The following is a 14,774-nucleotide window of genomic DNA, read 5'->3' as shown; positions in this document are numbered from 1 at the left end:
CGAGACGCGCACCGGGCCCCCTCTCCCCCTCGTGGGGTCCGGGGCCGGGTCCTCAGGCGACCCCGGCGGCGGCCCGGGCGGCGGCGAGCTCCGCGTCCCGGGCGAGGTCGGCCTTGGAGGGCCGGCCCCGGGGCCGCTTCCGGGCGATGACGGCACCCCGGTCGAAGATCTCGCCGCCCCACACGCCGCAGTACTCCCGCCGCTCGAGCGCGCCGGCGAGGCAGGCCCGCCGCACGGGGCAGTCGCCGCAGAGCAGCTTGGCCCGCTCGAGGTCGGCCGGCTGGTCGGAGAACCAGAGGTCCTCGTCGGCGAGCCGGCAGGGGAGGTCGACGGTGGTCAGGGCGTCGAACAGGTCGACGTCGAGGGTCTCGGGTCCGGTCTCGGGGGCGGGCGGGACGGCGAGTCCGGCGGGGGACACGGTCTACCTCCGGTGGGCGGGTCGGCGGGGCCGGGAGCCGCGGAGGTTCCGTCGGGTCGTGTGACGACGGAGGCCGCGGGTCCCTGGTGCGGGTCCGCGGCCTCGGGTGTTCGGAGGAGTCCTGCTTGCTAGGGACTCCACCGCGAGGGCGCGGACGGTCGCTGCGGGGCGGTCGGGAAGCGGAGATCGTTCTGGCGGGGGCGCAGGTCCTGCGGCATCCCCTGCTGCTCGCACACGGCGGCGACGCCGACCAACGGCGTCGCGTACGCGTTCGAGCGCCAGCTCGCGACGTGGCGACCGGTACCCGCGAGAGTCACGATGTCCATCGTCACGAGCCCCCTTCCTGTCCCACGCGGCGTTCTGCCCGACCGGCAGCCTCGTGCGCCGGTGTGTGATCGACCGTAGGGGTGGCCCGCGAACCGGGGCAACGCATTTTCCGGAAGATTCTCCGAAGATCTTTCTCCGGCGACCGACGACCCGTGTCGGCGGAGATCAGGAGGACGTGGGGCACGCGGGGGGCGCGTGCGGGGTGCCTGAGGTCCTGCTGATCTTCCCGCACGGTCCGCGGCCGGCCGGCGGGACCGCGAGCACCCACACCCCGTCGTCCTGCCGAGCGGCTCCTACGACGCGTGCTCGCGCACGAGGGTCAGGACGTCGGCGCCGTAGCGCTCGAGCTTCGACGACCCGATGCCGGGGATGGCGACGAGGCCCGACGGGTCGTGGGGCCGCTGCTCGGCCAGCGCGATGAGCGTGGCGTCGGTGAACACGACGTACGCCGGCACCGACCGCTTCTTCGCCTCCGCCGAGCGCCAGGCCTTGAGGGCCTCGAGGAGCGACTCGTCGACGTCGGAGGGGTGGGTGCTGCAGCGGCCGAGCTTGGACGACTCCGGGTCGCCGAGCGGCTTGCCGCACAGCCGGCACGTCGGCTTGCCCCGCGAGCCCCCGTTCTCGCCCCGCCCGGTGGGGACGCGGGCGGCCGGGTGCTCCTCGGGCACGAGGCCGTAGAGGAAGCGGCTGCGTCGCCGTGAGCGCCGACCGCCGCTGTTGCGCGAGAGCGCCCAGGACATCCGCAGGTGGACCCGCGCCCGCGTCACGCCCACGTAGAACAGCCGGCGCTCCTCCTCGACGGCGTCGTCGTCGCCGTCGGCGTGCTGGATCGGCAGCGTGCCGTCGGTGAGCCCGACGAGGAACACCGCGTCCCACTCGAGGCCCTTCGCGGCGTGCAGGGACGACAGGGTGACGCCCTGGACCGTCGGCGGGTGCTGGGCCTGCGCGCGGGTGGTCAGCTCGGCGAGGAAGGCGGGGAGGTCGGCGTCGGGCACGGCGGCGACGAGCTCCTCGGCGAGCTCGGCGAGCGCGCGCAGCGACTCCCACCGCTGGCGCGCCGCCCCCTGCCCGGCCGCGCCGGCGGGCGGGGAGTCCGTCAGCCCCTGCTCGCCGAGGACGGCGCGCACCAGGGTCACCATGCCCTCGCCCCGAGCGTCCTCGGGTGCCCGCGTCGCGGCGGTGCGCAGGGCGGCGACCGCCGTGCGGACCTCGGTGCGCTGGAAGAACCGCTCGCCGCCGCGCACCTGGTAGGCGATGCCGGCGTCGCCCAGCGCGGTCTCGTAGACCTCCGACTGCGCGTTGACCCGGTAGAGCACCGCGATCTCCGCCGGCGCCACGCCCTCGTCGATCAGCTCGCGGACGGCGCCCGCGACGGCGGCGGCCTCGGCCGGCTCGTCGTCGTGCTCGGCGAAGTCGGGCGCGGGCCCGGGCGGGCGCTGGCCCTCGAGGCGCAGGCGGGACCCGGCCGCGCGGCCGCGGGCGGCGCCGATGACCGTGTTCGCCGCCGCCACGACCTGCGGGGTGGAGCGGTAGTCGCGCACGAGGCGCACGACGGTGGCCTCTCCGAACACGCGCGGGAAGTCGAGCAGGTAGGACGGGCTGGCCCCGGCGAACGAGTAGATCGTCTGGTTGGCGTCGCCGACGACGGTGAGGTCGTCACGGCCGCCCAACCAGGCCCGCAGCAGGCGGTACTGCGCCGGGGTGACGTCCTGGAACTCGTCGACGACGAAGCAGCGGTAGCGCTCGTGGAACTCGTGGGCGACCTCGGGGTGCTCCTCGAGCGCGGCGGCGGTGTGGAGCAGGAGGTCGTCGAAGTCGAGGACCTCGGCGCGGTTCTTCAGCGCCTCGTAGGCCTCGTACACCGCCGAGACCTGCTCCACCGGTGCCGGCACGTCCCGTGCTGCCCGGCCCGCCGCGGACGCGTAGTCCGACGCGGGGACCAGCGAGGCCTTGGCCCACTCGATCTCGCTCGCGAGGTCGCGCAGGGACTCGCGCGTGGTGGGGGCGCCGGCGCGCTGGGCGGCCTGGCCGACGAGTCGCAGCTTGCCCTCGAGCACCTCCCACGGCGCGCCCCCGACGACGCGCGGCCAGAAGTAGCGCAGCTGGCGCAGGGCCGCGGCGTGGAAGGTGCGCGCCTGGACCGGGGGCTGCCCCGGACCGCCGACGCCGAGATCGCGCAGGCGGGTGCGCATCTCGCCCGCCGCGCGCGCGGTGAAGGTGACGGCGAGGACCTGGCCCGACCGGACGTGCCCGGCGGCGACGAGGTGGGCGATCCGCCGGGTGATCGTGCGGGTCTTGCCCGTACCGGCGCCGGCCAGGACGCAGACCGGACCGCGCGGGGCGAGGACGGCCTGGGTCTGCTCGGGATCGAGTCCTGCCGTCGCGCTGCTCCCGTCGCTGCTCCCGTTGCCGCCGCCCACGGCCCCATGGTCTCAACCCGGACCGACGGCCACGGGCGGGACTCCGAAATCTCCATGACCACTGTCGGACCCCCGTGCCACCGTGGAGGAGTGCCACCAGCCATCGAGGCCGAGGGTCTCGTCAAGCGCTTCGGCGCCACCACCGCGCTCGCCGGTGCCAGCCTCTCGGCCGCCGAGGGCACCGTCCTCGGCGTGCTCGGGCCCAACGGCGCCGGCAAGACCACGGCGACCCGCGTGCTCGCGACGCTGCTCGCTCCCGACGAGGGGCGGGCCCTGGTCGGCGGGTACGACGTCGTCGCCGAGCCCCACCGCGTGCGCTCGCTCATCGGGCTCACCGGGCAGTACGCCGGGGTCGACGAGGCGCTGACCGGTACGGAGAACCTCGTGCTCATCGCGCGGCTGCTCGGCCAGTCGCGGGCGGCGTCGCGGCGGCGGGCCGCCGAGCTGCTCGCGCAGTTCGGGCTCACCGAGGCCGGCGGCCGCGCGGCGCGCACCTACTCGGGCGGCATGCGCCGCCGGCTCGACCTCGCGGCCTCGCTGGTCGGGCGCCCGCGCATCCTGTTCCTCGACGAGCCGACCACGGGGCTCGACCCGGCGAGCCGCAACGAGCTGTGGGACATGGTCCGCTCGCTCGTCGGCGAGGGCGTCACGGTGCTGCTCACGACGCAGTACCTCGACGAGGCCGACCAGCTCGCCGACGACATCGTCGTCATCGACCGCGGCACGGTGGTGGCGACGGGCACGCCCGACGACCTCAAGGCCCGCGCCGGCGCCGCGGTGCTGCAGATGCGCCCGGCGCACCCCGAGCAGCTCGCGGTGGTGCAGCGCGTCGCGGGCGAGCTGGGCGGGGCGACGCCGACCGTCGAGCACGGGTCGGTCGCGGTCCCCGCGCCCGACGAGTCGCTCATGCCCGCGGTGGTGCGCCGACTCGACGACGTGGGCGTGCGCCTCGCCGAGCTGACGCTGCGCCGGGCGACCCTCGACGAGGTGTTCCTCGCCCTCACGGGCCACCGCGCGGTCGAGCCGACCGACGACCAGACCGACATCCGGGAGACGGCGTGACCCTCGACCGCACCGCCCCCGCGCGCCCCGCCGAGCCCGCCGGCCCCGCCCCGGCGGCGCCGCGCCGGGTGACGCCCGCGCAGTGGGCGGCCCAGTCGCTGACCATGGCCTGGCGCAGCCTCGTGCAGATCAAGCACAACCCGTCGGAGCTGCTCGACCTGTCGATCCAGCCGATCATGTTCGTGCTGCTGTTCACGTTCGTGTTCGGGGGCGCGATCTACGGCTCCGCCGACGCCTACCTGCAGTTCGCGCTCGGCGGGCTCATCGCGCAGAACGCGCTGTTCCTCACCATCTACACGGCCACCGGTCTCGCCACCGACCTGCAGAAGGGCACGTTCGACCGGTTCCGCAGCCTGCCGATCGCCCGGTCCGCGCCGCTGTCGGGTCGCATCGTCGGCGACGTGGTGCGCCAGCTGTGGTCGCTGGTCGTGCTATTGGTGGTCGGGGTGGTGCTCGGCTTCCGGATCACGACGAGCCCGGTCGCGGTGCTCGCCGCGTTCGGCCTGCTCGTGGCGTTCACGCTGGCGTTCTCGTGGACGTCGGTGCTGCTCGGCGTGCTGGCGCGCGACCCCGAGAAGGTCCAGATCTACGGCTTCACCGTGCTCTTCCCCCTGACCTTCGCGAGCAACGCCTTCGCGCCGACCCAGACGATGCCGGGCTGGCTGCAGGCGTGGGTGTCGATCAACCCGGTGTCGCGGATGGCCGACGCGCTGCGGGGGCTGCTCGTCGGCGGGCCGGTGGCGGCCAACGCGGTCGCGACGCTGCTGTGGGGCGTGGCGTTCGCCGCGGTGTTCGGGCCGCTCGCCGTGTGGGCGCTGCGCACGCGGACCTGAGCGTCAGGCCGGGTCGACCGCCCGCAGGAGCAGGACGTCGCGGACGCCGGCGACGCGGTGGACCCAGCGGGCCGCGGGGCCGACGTGGGGGTCGGCGACGGCGACGGGCGCGAGCTCGGGGCGGTGCACGGGGACGCTCCGGCCGTCGTGCTCCACCCGCGCCCCGCCCGCGGCGAGGACGTTGCGGACCCAGTCGGCCCCGGACCCGTAGGGCAGCACGACGAGGAAGCCCTCGTCGGTCGGCAGGAGCCCGACCGGTGTCCGGTAGCTGCGGCCGCTGCGCCGCCCGACGTGGTGCACGACGGACGGCCAGGCCCCGGGCCCACCGGCGTGGCGCAGCTGGCGCGGGTTGGTCACCGACCGGTTGAACCGGCGCACCGCGTCCCGGACCGGGGCGAACCCGGTGCGCAGCGACGCCAGGAGCCCCGCGAGGAGCAGCACTGCGGCGAGGGCGGCTCCCCCCGCGATCCTCGCCACCATGGTCAGCTCCGTGGACGGGCGGTCGACTGGCCCCGCAGGCTAGCGGCCGGGTGTGCCCCGCGGGGCGGCGGGGAGGGCCGGCGCCGGGACCTCAGCGTGCGCGGCGCCGGTACTGCCCCGGGGTCTCCCCGGCCAGCCGGGCGAACTGGCGGGTGAAGGCCGGCTGGTCGTGGAAGCCGCACGCGGCGGCGACCTCGGCCAGCGGGGTCGTGGTGCCGCTGAGCAGCGCGCGGGCGTGGTCGATGCGCGTACGCAGCACGAACTGCGAGGGGGCGAGCCCGAAGACCCTCCGCACGCGCCGCTCCAGCACCGAGGTCGAACACCCCGCGGCCGCGGCCATCTCCTCGACCCGCGGCGGGCGGTCCGGGCGCGCGGCGACGAGGTCCACCATGCGCCGCAGCGCGGGCATGGCCGGGTCGGCGTCCTCCGGGCTGCGCAGGTCCTCCGACACGCTGACCACGCCGACCACCGCCCCGTCGTCGCCGACGAGCGGGAGCTTGGTGGTGACGTACCAGCCGGCCGCACCCCGTCCCCGCCGGATGAGCTCGAGCTCGTGGCGCAGCGGCCGCCCGTCGGCGAGCACCGCGGCGTCCTGCTCCTCGTAGCGCTCGGCCAGCGCCGGGACGAACAGATCGGTGGCCCGGCGGCCGAGGACGGCGCCGCGGCTGCGCTCCCGGGTCCGCCGGACGAAGGCGTCGTTCACGGCGGTGTAGCGGCCGTCGGCACCCTTCGCGCAGAACATGACCCCGGTCAGCTCGCCGAAGAGCTCGAGCAGCGCCGAGGGCGAGGGGATGCCGGCCCGCTCGGCCGCCGGATCGGTGCTCGCCGCGGGCTCGGACACGCCCGCGAGCATGCCGCAGCCCGCCGGCGCGTGCGCCGGCCGCGTGGTCGGCATCCCGCGCGTGCCGCGCCGGATCGGGACAAGACCGCGACCCCGCCGTGGGGCCACGATGGGGGCATGACCGAGCAGCTCGCGCGTCCCAACCTCGAGGCCGGCGGGATCGCCGACGACCTCGTCGAGCGTGCCGTCGTCCGCGCCGACCAGTGGGCACGTGCCGGGTCGGCGGGCGAGCAGTCGGGGCCGTCGGCGCAGCTCGCCGCGCTCATGCACGACCCGGCGGGTGTCGACTTCACGCTGCGCTTCGTCGACCGCGTCGCCCGCCCCGAGGACGACGAGGTCGCCGCGCGCGAGCTCGCCCGGCTGGCCGGGCCGCGCGCGCCGCTGCCGGGGTTCATCGAGGGCCGCGACCGGGCGCTGCTGCGGGCGGGGGCGCTGGCGGCACCCCGCGCGCCGCGGGTCGTGGTGCCGCTCGCTCGGCGGCGGCTGCGGGCGCTGGTCGGGCACCTCATCGTGGACGCGGGCGGGCGGGGGCTCACCCGGCGGCTGGCGCAGGCACGCGAGGAGGGCTTCCGGCTCAACCTCAACCTGCTCGGCGAGGCCGTGCTCGGCGAGGACGAGGCCGACCGGCGCCTCGAGCGGACCATGGAGCTGCTGCGCCGCGACGACGTCGACTACGTGTCGGTCAAGGCGTCGTCGGTGGCGAGCCAGCTCGTGCCGTGGGACCTCGAGGGCAGCCGCGACCGGCTCGTCGAGCGCCTGGTGCCGCTGTTCGAGCTGGCCCGCGACACCGGGTCCTTCGTCAACCTCGACATGGAGGAGTACAAGGACCTCGACCTCACCGTCGCCGTGTTCACCGCGCTGCTCTCGCGGCCGGGGCTCGAGGACCTGCCGGCCGGCATCGTGCTGCAGGGCTACCTGCCCGACGCGCTCGACGCGCTCACCGAGCTCGCCGGGTTCGCCCGCCGTCGGGTCGCCGCGGGCGGCGCGCCGATCAAGGTGCGGCTGGTCAAGGGCGCGAACCTCGCGATGGAGCACGTCGACGCCGAGCTGCACGACTGGCCGCAGGCCCCGTACACGAGCAAGGCCGAGGTCGACGCCAACTATGTCCGGCTGCTCGACCGGGCGATCGGCGGCGACCTCGTCGACGCGCTGCGCCTCGGCGTCGCCAGCCACCACCTGCACCACGTGGCGCTGGCCGTCGAGCTCGCCGCGGCCCGCGGCGCGGAGCGGCAGATCGACGTCGAGATGCTGCAGGGCATGGCGCCGGCGCAGGCGCGGGTGGTCGCACGCGACGTCGCGGAGAGGCTCGTGCTCTACACCCCGGTGGTGCATGCGGGCGACTTCGACGCCGCCGTCTCGTACCTCGTGCGCCGGCTCGAGGAGAACGCGTCGCCGGAGAACTACCTCTACGCGCTGTTCTCCGACACCGGGGTCACGTCCTACGTCGACCGGTTCCGCGACTCGGTGCGCGACCGCGACGCCGTGCCGGCCACGCCCCGGCGCACGCAGGACCGCAGCACCGAGCACGTGACGATCCCCGACCGGTTCCGCAACGAGCCCGACACCGACCCCTCGCTGCCCGCCAACCGCGACTGGGCCCGGCGGGCGATCACCACGCCGGCCCCGCCCGCCCGCGAGCCCGAGATCACCGACGCGGCGACGGTGGACGCGGTGGTCGAGCGCGCCGCCGCCTCCACGTGGGGCGCGCGGCCGGCCCACGAGCGCGCGGACGTGCTGCGGGACGCCGCGCGGGCGCTCGCCGCGGCGCGGGGCGAGCTGCTGACGGTGATGGTCGGCGAGGCGGGCAAGACCATCGCCGAGGCCGACCCCGAGATCTCCGAGGCGATCGACTTCGCCGCCTACTACGCGGACCGGGCCGCCGAGCTCGCCGACGCGCCGTTCGTCCCGGACCGCGTCGTCGTCGTCACCCCGCCCTGGAACTTCCCGATCGCCATCCCGCTCGGCGGCTGCGTCGCGGCCCTGGCGGCCGGGGCGTCGGTGGTGATCAAGCCGGCGCCGCAGGTGCGCGCCTGCGCGGAGGTCGGCGTCGCGGCCCTGCACCGGGGCGGCATCCCCGCCGACGCGCTCCAGCTCGTGCACACCGACGAGGGCGAGGCCGGGCGGCGGCTCGTCACGCACCCGACCGTCGACCACGTCGTGCTCACCGGGGCGTCGGAGACCGCGGCGCTGTTCCGGTCGTGGCGCCCCGACCTGCGGCTGGTGGCGGAGACGAGCGGCAAGAACGCGCTGGTCGTGACGCCGAGCGCCGACCCCGACCTCGCCGTTGCCGACCTCGTGCGCTCGGCCTTCGGGCACGCCGGGCAGAAGTGCTCGGCGGCGTCGCTGGCGATCCTCGTCGGGTCGATGCGGTCGTCGCGGACGGCCGCCGGCGCCCGGTTCCACCGCCAGCTCGCCGACGCCGTCCGCACCCTGCGCGTCGGCCACGGCAGCGACCCGTCGACGACGATGGGCCCCCTCATCGGGCCCCCGGACGCGAAGCTCGAGCGGGCGTTGACCCGCCTCGACGAGGGCGAGCGCTGGCTGGTCGAGCCCCGCCGGCTGGGCCCGACGCTGTGGACCCCCGGGGTGAAGGAGCCCGTGGCGCCGGGGTCGTGGTTCCACCTCACGGAGTGCTTCGGGCCGGTGCTCGGGCTCATGCACGCGGCGGACCTCGACGAGGCGATCGCGCTGCAGAACGCCACCGGCTACGGCCTGACCGGGGGCCTGCACGCCCTCGACCCGGACGAGATCGACCACTGGAGCGAGCGGGTCGAGGTCGGCAACGCCTACGTCAACCGCCACATCACCGGCGCGATCGTGCAGCGGCAGTCGTTCGGCGGCTGGAAGGGCTCGGTCGTGGGACCCGGGGCGAAGCCCGGCGGGCCGAACTACGTTGCCCAGTTCGGGACGTGGCACGACGGCCCGCTCGACGCGCTGCCGTCGGCGCCGCTCGAGGCCGCCGCGGCCGAGCTGCTCGCCACCGCGGCCCCCGACTTCGGCCCCGACGACCTCACCTGGCTGCGCGCCGCGGCCGGGTCGGACGCCGCGGCGTGGCGCGACGAGTTCTCCGTCGAGCACGACCCCACCGGGCTGCGGGTCGAGGCGAACATCTTCCGGTACCGGCCGCTGCCCGCCCTGCGGCTCGTCGTGGGGTCCGACGCGCGCCCGCGCGACGTGCTGCGCGTGCGGCTCGCCGCGGCCTGCGCCGGCGTGCCGGTGCAGGAGCGGGACGGCGCGCCCGAGCCCGGCGAGCGCCTCCGCGTCGTCGGGACGCCCGCCGACGACCTCCGCCGGGCGGCCGCCGAGGCGGGATCGTCGCTGGTCGAGGGCCCGGTGGTGGCCGACGGCCGGCGGGAGATGCTGACCGTGCTGCGCGAGCAGGCGGTCAGTGTGACCCGTCACCGGTTCGGCCACGTGGAAGCCTGAGCGACCCCGCGGCGTTGCACCCCCCGTGGCACAGATGACGATGTACACGACCAGCTGGTGCGGCTTCTGCCGGCGGCTGAAGATGCAGCTAGACCGCGAGGGCATCGGGTACGCCGAGGTCGACATCGAGCGTGAGCCCGACGCCGCCGAGATCGTCACGAAGATCAACGGCGGCAACCGCACCGTGCCGACCGTCGTCTACCCCGACGGCAGCGCGGCCACGAACCCCGGCTTCGCCGAGGTCAAGGAGACCCTGGCGCGCGTCGAGGCAGCTTCCTGAGTCGCTGCCGCCACCCCGGGGCTCAGACGGCGGCGGCCCACGCCTCGAGCATCGCGCGGGCGATGGACACGCCGCCGGGCAGGATGAGCTCGCGCCCGCCGCCGGCCTCGAACGCCGTGCCGCCGACGCCGCGCGCGCCCTTCGGCACCCCGTCGCGGTGGGACCACTCCCCCGCGTCGAGGGCGGCCTGCAGCTCGGTGCGCGTCACCCAGCGGGCGCCCTCGATCTCGCCCTCCTGGAGCTTCAGCGGCTGGCCCGGGTCGGCGACGGCCGAGAAGCCGATCATCAGCGAGCGCGGGAACGGCCAGGGCTGCGACCCGAGGTACGAGATCGTGTGCACGTCGACCCCGACCTCCTCGGCGCACTCGCGGGCGACGCACGCCTCGAGCGACTCGCCGGCCTCGACGAACCCCGCCAGCACCGAGTAGCGGCCCGCCGGCCAGATCGGCTGGCGGGCCAGCAGCACCCGGGCCTGGTCACCGGCCGTGCCGTCGTGCACCAGGCAGATCATCGACGCGTCGGTGCGCGGGTACTCCTCGTGCCCGTTCGCCCGGCACAGCTGCGCCCAGCCCGACTTGATCGCGTCCATCTCCGAGCCGTCGCGCGCGCAGAATCGCGAGCGCTCGTGCCAGTTGAGCAGGCTCACCGCGGTGGTCAGCAGCCCGGCGCTGCCGGCGTCGAGGTCGGCGCCCGAGGACCGCAGGTCGGTCCAGTTCTCGTGGTCCGGGCCGCCGCCGGCGCGGGACCACTGCTCGGCGGTCATGAACCCGGACCCGGCGTCGTTCGACTCGGCCTCCGACGGGTCGGGCACGCGCACCGCCCAGAACGCGGTGCCGTCCTCCTCCCCCAGCACCACCGCGCCGTCGGGGATGTCGCCCATCCCGTCCGTGGGCGCCAGCGCCAGGGTGAGCGTGCCGTCGGCGTCCCGCTGGGTCGGCGTCCGGCCGTGCGGGTCGACGAGCACGACACGGGCGTCGGGCCACAGCGCCTTCGCGTGGTCGGGGTCGACGCGCAGCTGCTCGCGGCGGTCGACCGTCGAGCGCGACAGCGCGGGGTCGGCGTCGAGGTGGAAGGCCGCGCGCAGGTCCGGTCCCGCGGTCCCCGTCACGAGCGGATCTCCACGCCGCCCAGCGCCCGCAGCGCGTCTGCGGTGCTCGCGGCGTCCGCGACGACGACGCCGGTGAACCCGGTGGGCGCGTAGAACGTCGTGGCGGCCGCGGCGACCTCGTCGACCGTCACCGCCTCGACGCGCCCCGGGTGCTCGCGCAGCCACGCCGACGACAGCCCGTACGCGGCGAGGCCGGCGAGCGTCGAGGCGTAGCCGGCCTGCGTCGTCATCGAGATCAGCAGCGAGCCGACGAGGTAGCGCCGCGCCGACTCGACCTCGTCCGCGCTCGGCGGGACCACCGCGAGCCGCCCCAGCTCGTAGCGCGTCTCGAGCAGCGCCGCGGCGGTGACCTCGGACGCGACGTCGGTCTCGACGAGCAGGACCGCGCCGTGCGGGTCGAGCTCGAGGCTCGAGGACGCGTGGTAGGTGTAGCCCTTGTCCTCGCGCAGGTTCTCCACCAGCCGCGACGAGAAGTAGCCGCCGAGCGTGAGGTTCGCGAGCTGCAGCGCCGCGTAGCGCGGGTCGTCACGACCCACCGCGGGCGCCGAGAGCCGCAGCTGCGACTGCACCGCGCCCGGCCGGTCCACCAGCAGCAGGTCCTGCGCGGACAGCGCGGGCAGCGGCCCGAGCGCGCTCGCGTCCCCGCTCGACCAGCCCGCGAGCGCGGACTCGACGCGGCGGACCGCGTCCGCCGGGTCGAGGTCGCCGACGAGGACGAGCACCGACCCGCCCGGGCGCAGCGCCGAGGTCTGCAGGGCGCGCACCGCGTCGGCGGACACCGCCGAGACCTCCTCGGGCCGCGGCATCTCCCGCGTTACCGGGTGGGCGCCGTAGCGCCGCTCCTGCAGCGCCCGCCGCGCGATCACCGACGGCTGCGCGGACGCCATCTCGATCCGCTCGACGAGGCGCTCGCGCTCGCGGGCCAGCTCGTCGGCGGGGTGGGTGGCGTCGAGGAGCAGGTCGGCGAGGACGTCGAGCAGCGTGTCGAGGCCCTCGGCGAGGGCGTGCCCGGACACCGCGAGGCGCTCGGGGTCGACCGAGAACCCCATCTCGCCGCCGACCCCGGCGAGGTCGTCGTCGATGCCGACGCGGCTGCGACGGCGGGTGCCGGACAGGATCGTCGTCGCGAGCAGCTCGGCGACCGCGGCGTGGTCGGTCACGTGAGCGGAGTGGAGAGACGGACGTCCAGTGTCTGCGGAGCCACTCCGCTGACCACCCGGGTCGGCGAACGGCACCCGCACCCGCATCTCGACCATCGGCACCTCGGCGCGGCGCACCGCGATGACCCGCAGCCCGGAGGCGAGGACGGTGTCGACCTCGTCGGGCGCGGGCACCGCGCGCTGCGGGCCCAGCGGCGGCAGCGGGCGGGGCCCGGTGGGCGTGCTGCCGATCTCCTCGGCGCTGCGTCGGGTCGAGCTGGTGGGCGCGCTCACTGCCCACCCCCCGGCGTCACGGTGAGGATCGCGCGGGCGTCGGGACGCAGCGCGCCGGCGGCCGCGGCGACCGCGGCGGGCTCGACGGCGGCGATGCGCCCGGGCAGCTCGTCGGCCAGCTCGGCGCGGCCCTGCACCAGCTCGGCGGCGCCGAGGGCGAGCATGCGGCTCATCAGCCGGTCGTGCTCCCGGTGCAGCGAGGAGGCCCAGCGCGCGGTGACCCGGCGCAGCTCCTCGGCGTCGGGGCCCTGCGCGGCGAGCCGGGCGAGCTCGTCGTCGACGGCGGCGACGACGCGGTCGGTGTGGATCGTCGCGGGGTGCACGGCGGTGATCGTGAAGGTGTCGGGGTCGCGGGCGTCGAGCGGGGCGCCCATGAGCCCGGCGGAGGCCGAGACGTCGGTGACGAGCTGGTCGCCGTAGACGAGGCGCTGGGTCAGCCGCGCGGCCTCGCCGTCGGTGAGCAGGCTCGCCAGCACCGCGTGGGCGAGGTAGCCGTCGAGGTCGGCAGCCGGGTCGGGCAGGCGGTAGCCGAGCGCGAGCGCGGGCAGCGGGGCGTGCGCGTCGATGACGGCGTCGCGGCGCTCCCGGTCGGGCGGCGGCTCGGCGAAGCTCGGGCGCGCCGGCACCGGGCGGGCCGGGATGTCGCCGAAGTGCTTCTCGACGAGCGTCGCGGCGTCGTCGACGTCGATGTCCCCGACGACGGTGAGCACCGCGTTGCCCGGCGCGTAGTAGGCGTCGAAGAACGCGGCGGCGTCGTCGAGGTCGGCCTGCTCGAGGTCGGTGAAGTCCCCGTAGCCGTTGTGGGCGTTGGGGTAGGTGTCGTAGAGCACCGGCGGCAGCAGGATCCACGGGAAGCCGCCGTAGGGCCGGTTGAGGACGTTGAGGCGGATCTCCTCCTTGACCACGTCCACCTGGTTGCGCAGGTTCTCCTGCGTCAGGCGGGGGGCGCGCAGCCGGTCGGCCTCGAGGAACAGCGCGCGCTCGAGGGCCGCGGACGGCAGGACCTCGAAGTAGTTCGTGTAGTCCTGGTGCGTCGAGCCGTTGAAGACACCGCCCGACGACTGCACGTGGCGGAAGTGCGCGAGCTTCTCCAGGCTCTCCGAGCCCTGGAACATGAGGTGCTCGAAGAGGTGCGCGAACCCGGTCCGGCCCTCGGGCTCGGAGCGGAACCCGACGTCGACGTGGACGGCGACGCCGACGACGGGGGCGGCAGGGTCGGGCACGAGCAGCACGCGGAGGCCGTTGTCGAGCACCCGTCGCTGCAGCCCGCTGTCGGTTCCCGACGGGGCGGTCAGGCTGGAGGTCACACGGTCAGAGACTAATCGCGGTGCGGTCCGGAGGCCGGACGGCGCGGCCCGGCCGCCGTGCCGCGGGTGCGGGGCCGTGCTGTGCCCCGTCCCGCCCCGCGGGCCGTGCTGCGCGTCGAGGGCTGGCGACGTCCGACGTCGAGGGCGGCGGGACGCCCGGCCCGGGCCGACCGCCCGGGCCGCGCCGCCGGGCGGTGCGCCGTGCGGCGGGCCGCCGGGCGCGGGGTCGCGGGGCCGCTCGCGGTGGTGACGCGGCGGGCGGGGCGGGCGCGGCGCGCCGGGGCCGTCGTCGCCCGGCGGGAGCGCTCGCGGACCACGGCGACGAGCAGGCCGGCCATCCCCAGGCCCGCGACGCCGGTGAGCAGGATCGCGAGGCGGTCGGTGAGCGGGGACTCGGCGGCCTCGGGGTCGACGAGGGCGGCGGACGACCCGGTGCCGAGCACCCGGGCGGGCGCGTCGGCGGGCTCGGAGCCGACGAAGGCCATGCGCACCGTGAGGTGCGAGCCCATCGGGGTGCCGCAGCCGTCGAGCGGCATGAGGCGCCGCCCGGCCGGGCCGTCGACGGCGACCGTGTCGCGGGGGTCCTCCCCCAGGCACGAGGCCGTGGCCACGACGGTCGCGGGACCGACGCTCTCGACGGTCGCGGGCGCCGCGTCGGTCCCGGCGTCGGCGCCCTCGCCGCGGGCCCCGACGGGGTTCGCCACGAGGATCAGCCAGAGCGCCACGCCCGCGCCGATCGCGAGCGCGAGGAGCACGCCGAGCACGGGACCGCGCCGCTGCCGGCGAGCCGGTCGATGCGGTGATCGATTCCCGCCCCGCACCAGGTGGGAACGATCCAG

Annotated in this window: 13 protein-coding genes; 4 read left to right on the top strand and 9 right to left on the bottom strand. The window is 76.2% G+C overall.

Annotated features, from left to right (window positions below):
* Window positions 1–52: 52 nt before the first annotated feature.
* From ACYX4T_RS25945 to ACYX4T_RS25935, 3 genes are all read right to left on the bottom strand, one after another.
* The gene (locus ACYX4T_RS25945) at window positions 53–352 is read right to left on the bottom strand and encodes a WhiB family transcriptional regulator (protein WP_476015375.1); all 300 of its coding nucleotides are present in this window, start codon (window positions 350–352) and stop codon (window positions 53–55) included.
* A gap of 194 nt (window positions 353–546) precedes the next feature.
* On the bottom strand, window positions 547–735 hold the full coding sequence (locus ACYX4T_RS25940) for a hypothetical protein (protein WP_476012090.1): 189 nt from the start codon (window positions 733–735) through the stop codon (window positions 547–549).
* A gap of 303 nt (window positions 736–1,038) precedes the next feature.
* Entirely contained in the window at window positions 1,039–3,165 is a 2,127-nt protein-coding gene (locus ACYX4T_RS25935) for an ATP-dependent DNA helicase UvrD2 (protein WP_476012089.1), read from the bottom strand.
* 90 nt (window positions 3,166–3,255) lie between these two features.
* Here ACYX4T_RS25935 and ACYX4T_RS25930 point away from each other — a divergent pair, with 90 nt between their 5' ends.
* Together ACYX4T_RS25930 and ACYX4T_RS25925 are read left to right on the top strand one after the other, a co-directional pair.
* Window positions 3,256–4,227, top strand: a complete 972-nt coding sequence (locus tag ACYX4T_RS25930) for an ATP-binding cassette domain-containing protein (RefSeq protein ID WP_476012088.1) — start codon at window positions 3,256–3,258, stop codon at window positions 4,225–4,227.
* Window positions 4,224–5,060, top strand: a complete 837-nt coding sequence (locus tag ACYX4T_RS25925) for an ABC transporter permease (protein WP_476012087.1) — start codon at window positions 4,224–4,226, stop codon at window positions 5,058–5,060. Before ACYX4T_RS25930 ends, ACYX4T_RS25925 begins: the two co-directional genes overlap by 4 nt.
* Window positions 5,061–5,063: 3 nt before the next feature.
* Here the strand turns inward: ACYX4T_RS25925 and ACYX4T_RS25920 are convergent, their stop codons facing one another.
* Together ACYX4T_RS25920 and ACYX4T_RS25915 are read right to left on the bottom strand one after the other, a co-directional pair.
* A complete protein-coding gene (locus ACYX4T_RS25920) occupies window positions 5,064–5,540 on the bottom strand; it encodes a nitroreductase family deazaflavin-dependent oxidoreductase (protein WP_476012086.1) in 477 nt (158 codons plus the stop codon).
* 91 nt (window positions 5,541–5,631) lie between these two features.
* Window positions 5,632–6,381: a helix-turn-helix domain-containing protein gene (locus ACYX4T_RS25915; protein ID WP_476012085.1), complete on the bottom strand. Its 750-nt coding sequence runs from the start codon at window positions 6,379–6,381 to the stop codon at window positions 5,632–5,634.
* A gap of 117 nt (window positions 6,382–6,498) precedes the next feature.
* On the opposite strand from ACYX4T_RS25915, the gene ACYX4T_RS25910 reads away from it, so the two are divergent.
* Together ACYX4T_RS25910 and ACYX4T_RS25905 are read left to right on the top strand one after the other, a co-directional pair.
* Window positions 6,499–9,807, top strand: a complete 3,309-nt coding sequence (locus ACYX4T_RS25910) for a proline dehydrogenase family protein (RefSeq protein ID WP_476012084.1) — start codon at window positions 6,499–6,501, stop codon at window positions 9,805–9,807.
* A 34-nt stretch (window positions 9,808–9,841) separates the two neighbouring features.
* Window positions 9,842–10,087 (top strand): mycoredoxin, encoded by a 246-nt coding sequence (locus tag ACYX4T_RS25905; protein ID WP_476012083.1) that lies wholly within the window; start codon window positions 9,842–9,844, stop codon window positions 10,085–10,087.
* Window positions 10,088–10,109: 22 nt separating this feature from the next.
* On the opposite strand, the gene nudC is transcribed toward ACYX4T_RS25905, so the two are convergent.
* From nudC to ACYX4T_RS25885, 4 genes are read right to left on the bottom strand one after another with little or no spacing between them, the layout of a single operon-like run.
* Window positions 10,110–11,195, bottom strand: a complete 1,086-nt coding sequence (nudC, locus tag ACYX4T_RS25900; RefSeq protein WP_476012082.1) for an NAD(+) diphosphatase — start codon at window positions 11,193–11,195, stop codon at window positions 10,110–10,112.
* Window positions 11,192–12,628, bottom strand: coding sequence for a M16 family metallopeptidase (locus ACYX4T_RS25895; RefSeq protein WP_476012081.1), 1,437 nt, complete (start codon window positions 12,626–12,628; stop codon window positions 11,192–11,194). The genes nudC and ACYX4T_RS25895 overlap by 4 nt, the downstream gene beginning before the upstream one ends.
* Window positions 12,625–13,935 carry a M16 family metallopeptidase gene (locus tag ACYX4T_RS25890; protein ID WP_476012080.1) on the bottom strand — a complete coding sequence of 437 codons (1,311 nt, stop codon included), beginning with the start codon at window positions 13,933–13,935 and terminating at the stop codon, window positions 12,625–12,627. Before ACYX4T_RS25890 ends, ACYX4T_RS25895 begins: the two co-directional genes overlap by 4 nt.
* An 11-nt stretch (window positions 13,936–13,946) precedes the next feature.
* On the bottom strand, window positions 13,947–14,690 hold the full coding sequence (locus ACYX4T_RS25885) for a hypothetical protein (RefSeq protein ID WP_476012079.1): 744 nt from the start codon (window positions 14,688–14,690) through the stop codon (window positions 13,947–13,949).
* Between the last annotated feature and the right edge of the window lie 84 nt (window positions 14,691–14,774).

The sequence above is a fragment of the Actinomycetospora sp. ABD4_176 genome, from assembly GCF_056311855.1.
The sequence above is the reverse complement of the archived record's forward strand: the minus strand, read 5'-3'. Positions and strand labels throughout refer to the sequence as shown.